Annotated in this window: 9 protein-coding genes; all 9 read left to right on the top strand. The window is 33.9% G+C overall.

All coding sequences use genetic code 11. From position 1 onward, the window contains the following. On the top strand, positions 1–110 hold a 110-nt coding region (locus BN6465_RS20415; RefSeq protein WP_154670189.1), incomplete at its 5' end, for a DUF4368 domain-containing protein. A gap of 650 nt (positions 111–760) precedes the next feature. Further along, positions 761–1,414 carry a phosphatase PAP2 family protein gene (locus tag BN6465_RS20015; RefSeq protein ID WP_066738633.1) on the top strand — a complete coding sequence of 218 codons (654 nt, stop codon included), beginning with the start codon at positions 761–763 and terminating at the stop codon, positions 1,412–1,414. A gap of 25 nt (positions 1,415–1,439) precedes the next feature. Continuing rightward, entirely contained in the window at positions 1,440–1,958 is a 519-nt protein-coding gene (locus BN6465_RS20010) for an AAA family ATPase (protein ID WP_066738631.1), read from the top strand. 176 nt (positions 1,959–2,134) lie between these two features. After that, the gene (locus BN6465_RS20005) at positions 2,135–2,575 is read left to right on the top strand and encodes a GNAT family N-acetyltransferase (protein ID WP_066738630.1); all 441 of its coding nucleotides are present in this window, start codon (positions 2,135–2,137) and stop codon (positions 2,573–2,575) included. Between the two features lie 50 nt (positions 2,576–2,625). After that, complete coding sequence (locus BN6465_RS20000; RefSeq protein ID WP_066738629.1) at positions 2,626–3,063, top strand: hypothetical protein; 438 nt, start codon at positions 2,626–2,628, stop codon at positions 3,061–3,063. Positions 3,064–3,466: 403 nt separating this feature from the next. Beyond that, positions 3,467–4,135, top strand: a complete 669-nt coding sequence (locus tag BN6465_RS19990; RefSeq protein WP_082891807.1) for a class I SAM-dependent methyltransferase — start codon at positions 3,467–3,469, stop codon at positions 4,133–4,135. Positions 4,136–4,197: 62 nt separating this feature from the next. Beyond that, positions 4,198–4,776 carry a flavodoxin family protein gene (locus BN6465_RS19985; protein ID WP_066738627.1) on the top strand — a complete coding sequence of 193 codons (579 nt, stop codon included), beginning with the start codon at positions 4,198–4,200 and terminating at the stop codon, positions 4,774–4,776. A gap of 282 nt (positions 4,777–5,058) precedes the next feature. After that, positions 5,059–5,727 carry a hypothetical protein gene (locus BN6465_RS19980; protein ID WP_066738626.1) on the top strand — a complete coding sequence of 223 codons (669 nt, stop codon included), beginning with the start codon at positions 5,059–5,061 and terminating at the stop codon, positions 5,725–5,727. 69 nt (positions 5,728–5,796) lie between these two features. Further along, positions 5,797–6,216 (top strand): GNAT family N-acetyltransferase, encoded by a 420-nt coding sequence (locus tag BN6465_RS19975; RefSeq protein ID WP_066738624.1) that lies wholly within the window; start codon positions 5,797–5,799, stop codon positions 6,214–6,216. The last annotated feature ends 7 nt before the right edge of the window (positions 6,217–6,223 follow it).

Below are 6,223 nucleotides of genomic sequence, written 5' to 3'. Positions count from 1 at the left end.
TGAATACGCTGATTGAAAAAATCCTTGTCCATGAAGCGGTCAAAAGTGAGGACGGAAGCCGGGAACAGGAAGTGGAAATCTTCTACCGCTTTATCGGCAAAATCGAATGACACATCTTGAGATACCCAACAATATCTTTAACTAAGGGAAACGGGGAAAGGTTATCCCAATATTGATTCATTAAGGGCTATATCAAAATTTTTTTTAGTCTCATTGGATGACTTACTTTCGAGTGAAGAAATACTAGATGCTGCTGAAACGGAACTTAAGAGTAAGGTTCATAAATTAAAAGATATTGTTTTTGGCACATTGGATTGCAGCTTGATCATGTTTTTCTTTTTTCCCTTTTTTGGTCAGAAAAGGGATGGCATAATCGATCAAGTGTCTCTGATAAACTTTACAGAGTGCGAAACTTATATTAAAGTTCCTTATATAATAGGATTGATTGCTATTGTACTTTTGGGATTTCTTACATTGGCATTGCAGAATTACAATAATCGTATTTGGCTGCAAAATAAGTCAAAGATATCCCTTTTACTTAGTGCTATGCTTACTATGTTTTTTATAATGAGCACAGAACCATATGCCGCTGGATTTACATTCTTATTTTTGATTATTAAGTCAATAATGCTCATAAAATGGGCATGACACGAAGCGTATCGTTGATGTGACAATCCAATTCTTTAATATTTTCATGGATTTCGTTAGGATGTTTTCAGGCAGACAGCCAAATATCAAAACGAAAAGAGGAAGTATTAAGATGAATAAGTACAAGAAAACAAATTTGTGTATCACATTGACGTTGTTAATTGCGTTTTTATTATGGACCCTTGCAGTCACTAAGATTGACCTGCAGGCTATCGGTCCACAAAAATCTTTAGTAGGATTTGCAGCATTGAACAAAGCCTTTCATGATTTAACCGGTGTTCATATGTGGCTTTATGATGTTACAGATTGGCTGGGACTTGTTCCGGTCATATTTGTATTAGGTTTTGGTTTACTCGGATTGGTTCAGCTTGTGAAGCGAAGAAGTCTCATTAAAGTGGATTCTGACATTCTCATTTTAGGTGTGTTTTATATTCTTGTTATGGCGTGTTATATTTTATTTGAAGTGTTTGTAATCAACTATAGACCTATTCTTATTGAGGGAAAATTAGAGGCTTCTTATCCTTCGTCAACAACATTACTCGTGTTATGCGTGATGCCGACGGCCATTATGCAGTTGAGAAAACGAATTAACAAACCTGTAGTGAAAACCATAGTAACTGTCATTATATCATTATTTACAATATTTATGGTGATAGGAAGACTGGTGTCAGGTGTACATTGGTTGACAGATATTGTAGGAGGTATACTATTAAGCACATTTATGGTTATGTTGTATAATTCTGTGACGGAAGTGTTAAAAAGCTGATATTTATTTGAAGAGGGGGGAATTTGTGGGAACAGGAATAATTGTATGTGGCCTAAACGGGACTGGAAAGAGTACGTTGGGAAAAGTTTTGGCAGAGAGATTAAATTTTCATTTTATTGATAGCGAAAGCCTGTATTTTCCTATGTCGGACCCTCTTTATATTTATGCTTATCCGCGTACCCACGAAGAAGCGGCAAAGCTCCTTTTCAATGAAATTAAAATATATGAAAATTTTGTTCTTACTTCCGTGAAAGGCGATTACGGAGAATGGCTTTATCCTTATTTACAGTATGCCGTTTTGGTTGATGTTCCGAGAGATACTCGGATACAACGCGTAAAAAACCGTTCTTTTCAGAAATTTGGTAATAGAATATTGCCAGATGGAGATTTATACGAGCAGGAAAAAAACTTCTTTAATCTTGTTCAATCCAGAGCTGAAGACATTGTTGAGGAATGGCTGCAATCTTTAAACTGTCCTATTATACAAGTGGATGGAACAAAGTCCATAGTAGAAAATGCAAAACTTATTATAGAGCAAATTTAGGGGCATATGCTGTATAATAGGATTGTCAGCAGGCCGGACAAGGGCTTGCTGATTTTATAAAGAGATTATTGAGAGTTATGACCTTGAAGTAGTGGGAAATGAAATATATATAACTGAACAGGCTAATAATATTTTATTTTGCAGACAATAAATTTGAATTTAATGAGGTTAATAAAATGAAAATTATCGAAGTGACTGATAGGAATATGCTGATAGAGCAGCTATTAAAAGTGTGGGAAAGTTCCGTAAAGGCAACGCATCTATTTCTATCAGTTAGTGAAATAGAAGAGATTAAGAAGTATGTACCACAAGCGCTCAATGAGATACCACATTTAATTATTGTTGAAAATGACAATCAAGTTCCAGTTGGTTTTATGGGGATAGTAGAACAACATCTTGAAATGCTTTTTATTTCTCACGAGGAAAGAGGAAAAGGATTTGGTAAAGAACTTCTTAAATATGGAATAGATAAATATTCGGTTAATGATCTAGCCGTTAATGAGCAAAATCCTCTTGCTAAAGGTTTCTATGAATACATGGGATTTGAAGTTTATAAAAGAACAGAGTGTGATGAACAAGGTAATCCGTATCCGCTTTTATATATGAAGTTGGCTTGATATAATTAAAAAGATAACTTAGAATTTGAATTTGATAAGGAGTGAAAAAAATGTGTGAAGAATGTTACTCTGATGAAAATAGAATTACGCCATTACTAAATCCTTTAGATTGCTTAGAAAACCACACTCAATACATTTGTGGAACTTGTGGGCGCTGCATTTGCATTGAACATGATCCAAACAGAGGATTGCAGAGATGGAATTTCCCTTTTAAGTCAATGGAAATTGCAAAACTTTATTTGCGCACAGCCGACTATACAACAAAAAAATCATGTGGGATTTATGAGATAGAGAACAGTAACGGCAGACTATCTTACAAAATATTCGAGGGGGAAGATGAGTTGCATCTATTTTTGAAAAAGAACAAAGACAAGAAATGCAAACAAATGGCACCTGTGTTTACTGTTGGAGAGTATAAAGAATATCCATATACAGAAGTTCGAAAATTAACTTCCGATGAAATAAAACAATATATGAGGGAACGTTAAATTCTAGTTTGCCAAAATAAAAGATTAGAATTTGTTGAAGAAGAAAGGAGATAGCTTATGACAATTTTAATATGTTTTGCAATTGCGATGGTGTTTATATATGTTATAAGATTATTTACTGGTGGATTCAACATTACAGAACTACTATCATTTTTGTTGATGATAATATTACTTGGTTCACATGTATATTTATCTACACGGAGAAAAGCAATCTATGGGATTGTGATTCCAATATTTATTATTGCGTCGTTTTATCCTGTATATAAAATAATGAACCCTGTAGGCATAACATTTTTTGTGCTTATTGTGTTGTATATGATAGCTTTAGGCAGTTGTATTTATATTTGGTATAAGGCAAGGAAAAGCAATAACTAAATTTGTATTTGTAAAGAAGGTGCTGTGATTGAGCGATAATATTTCTGCATTTGATTCAAAAGAATATGATATGCAAATCAGACGGACACTTCCATACTATGATGAACTTTATCAGCAAGTAATCGAATTAGTTAAGGCCTGCAATCACAATACGTTAAAATGGCTTGATGTAGGCTGTGGGACTGGTAAAATGGCCGAAGTAGTTTTTAAAAATATGGAAGTCGAGAAATTTACTTTTTGTGATTGTTCATCTAAAATGCTTGCAGTTGCAAAAGAAAGATTTCCCTATTCAAATACAGATTTTATCTTATGTGATATCCAAGAAATATCATATTCTAATGAATATGATGTCATAACTGCAATACAAGTAAATCACTATCTTCAGAAAGAAGAACGTAAGAAAGCTGTTCAGAGCTGTTACCAGTCATTAAAAGAAAATGGTATATTTATAAGTTTTGAAAATTTTGCTCCATTTAGCGATTTTGGGAAAAAGATATATTTAAACAAATGGAAAGAATACCAAATGAAACAGGGAAAAACTTCTTTAGAAAGCAATAACCATATAAATCGCTATAATCGAGATTATTTTCCTATTACTATAACCGAACATTTGGAATTGTTTCATAATTGTGGTTTTAGGGCAGCAGAAATATTGTGGGTTTCTAATATGCAAGTTGGCATTTGGGGAATAAAATAAATTTTGTCTTGTTGGTGTGTGGTACAATTGAAACACCAATTTGTAATTTATGGAGAGAGACTATGAAAAAAATATTAGTAGTTATTGGTGGTGGAAGACCAAATGGAAATACAAATCAATTAGCGGATGCATTTATTAAAGGGGCTGTTGAGGCTGGTCTTGAAGTGGAAAAGGTATCTTTGAACAAGGTGGAAGTTAAAGGGTGTATTGGATGTAATGCCTGTCGCTATGGCAAACCATGTGTACAAAAAGATGCATTTAACGATTTGATACCTAAAATTACGTCAGCTGACTGTATTGCATTTGCTTCTCCGCTTCTTTTTTGGACGATATCTTCAAAGTTGAAAGCATTTATTGAACGTTTTTATTGTATTGCGGAAAAAGATGACAATCCACTGTATGGGCGATATGAGAAATACCCAATAAAGGATGCAGCGTTACTAATGACATCGGCTGATAATTACTTTTGGACATACGAACAGGCGGTATCTTACTATAAGTTTACAATTATAAACTATATTGGTTTCAGGGATAAAGGAATGGTATTGGCTGGTGGTTGCGGAGATACAAACGGTAAGCCACAGATAGACAAAACAGAGCATTTAAAAAAGGCTTATGAGTTCGGAAAATCTATTTATTAGCCGATTCGTTTAGCTGCCGTCGGTTTTAATTTTAATATATTATGGTAGAAAAAGGGCAAACAGTGCTTTTAAAGATACGGGATTGCTCCTGCAAATACAAACAGTACGATTGATAATGCATAATGACAGCCGAAAATTCTTGTAGATATTATAATGAGTTCATGTGGAATGGAAGATACGCAGAGTGTATTTCGTTTGAGAAAACTTTAGAGCTGATGAATAGATAAATTCCAGCCTGCCACTGAGCAAATATGAAATGAAAGTTCACAGGAGACAATAATAATGGATGATAATGTAAAATGGAAGAAATATTTATGGCTCAGTTTGTTTTTGTTCCTTGCCTTTTTCTTAGAATACTTTTCTATATTTGTAATTGAGATGTTGATTCTACATATGGATATATGGAATTATACTGCTGATCAAAGAAGCATTCATCATCTAATCATGGTGTCTATATGGATAGTGTATCTTAGTTTTATAGTATTTTATAGCCGCGAACATTATGACTTTCCTTCCAAAAAAGAGAGGACAAGTATTTCAGCCAAAAATTGGTTTGTGACTGTAGGATGTCTCGCTGCTTGTAAAGTAATGACATTTATAGACTGGCATACGCTTAAGGTTGTCGGGGAGTTACAGGGTAAGAGCATTTTTCAATTTATCGCACAATATATGTACTATGTCGTAGAAGTGGGAATTGTCTTATTGATTATCATATTTGGACAAAGGGCATTTGATGTACGAATGAAAAAAGAAAGCGCCTTTCCATTTGGCGGAATTGTATTAGCGGTTACATGGGGCATATTCCATTTTGTGTCAAGAGGAGTTGGCATTGAGGTATGGAATGGGATTTCATGCATGATTTTTTCAATTTTGAACGGTATTATGTATTTAGAACTTGATAAAAATTTTGTATATAGTTATATTTTTATAGCTATAGGATATCTATTATAGTCAGCCTGCAGTCAGGCAGGATTTGTTTAGAAAGATTCCGACACATTCAGATTAAAGTAGGGAAATAAAATGATAAGAAAAGCGACCAAAAATGACCTCAAGATTATTATGGATATTTGGCTGAGTGCCAATGTGAGTGCACACAATTTTATATCAGAAGAGTATTGGAACAACCACTTCGAAGAGGTACGGACTGCCATATCCTCCTCTGAAATATATGTGTTTGAAGACAGTGTAATCAAAGGGTTTGTAGGGTTAAAAGGAAATTATATTGCAGGTATTTTTATAAAAGAGGAGTTTCAGTCAAAGGGTATTGGTGGAAAGCTGATCAGCTTTTTGAAGACTTTCAAGCCAGAACTGATTTTGAATGTATATGAACAAAATAAAAATGCAGTTGAATTTTATGAAAAGCATGGTTTTCAAATATCCCAAAAGAACGTGGAAGAAGAAACGGGCCACATAGAATACCAAATGATATGGAGAGTATGATTATTAT

It is taken from the genome of Bariatricus massiliensis (assembly GCF_900086725.1).
In the GTDB taxonomy this organism is placed as follows: domain Bacteria; phylum Bacillota; class Clostridia; order Lachnospirales; family Lachnospiraceae; genus Allocoprococcus; species Allocoprococcus massiliensis.
This window is presented reverse-complemented; position numbering and strand designations above follow the sequence as displayed.

Coding starts and splice junctions, on each gene's coding strand:
- BN6465_RS20000 (WP_066738629.1), top strand. CDS start 2,626: ATGTGTGAAGAATGTTACTCTGATGAAAATAGAATTACGCCATTACTA.
- BN6465_RS20015 (WP_066738633.1), top strand. CDS start 761: ATGAATAAGTACAAGAAAACAAATTTGTGTATCACATTGACGTTGTTA.
- BN6465_RS19980 (WP_066738626.1), top strand. CDS start 5,059: ATGGATGATAATGTAAAATGGAAGAAATATTTATGGCTCAGTTTGTTT.
- BN6465_RS19985 (WP_066738627.1), top strand. CDS start 4,198: ATGAAAAAAATATTAGTAGTTATTGGTGGTGGAAGACCAAATGGAAAT.
- BN6465_RS20005 (WP_066738630.1), top strand. CDS start 2,135: ATGAAAATTATCGAAGTGACTGATAGGAATATGCTGATAGAGCAGCTA.
- BN6465_RS19975 (WP_066738624.1), top strand. CDS start 5,797: ATGATAAGAAAAGCGACCAAAAATGACCTCAAGATTATTATGGATATT.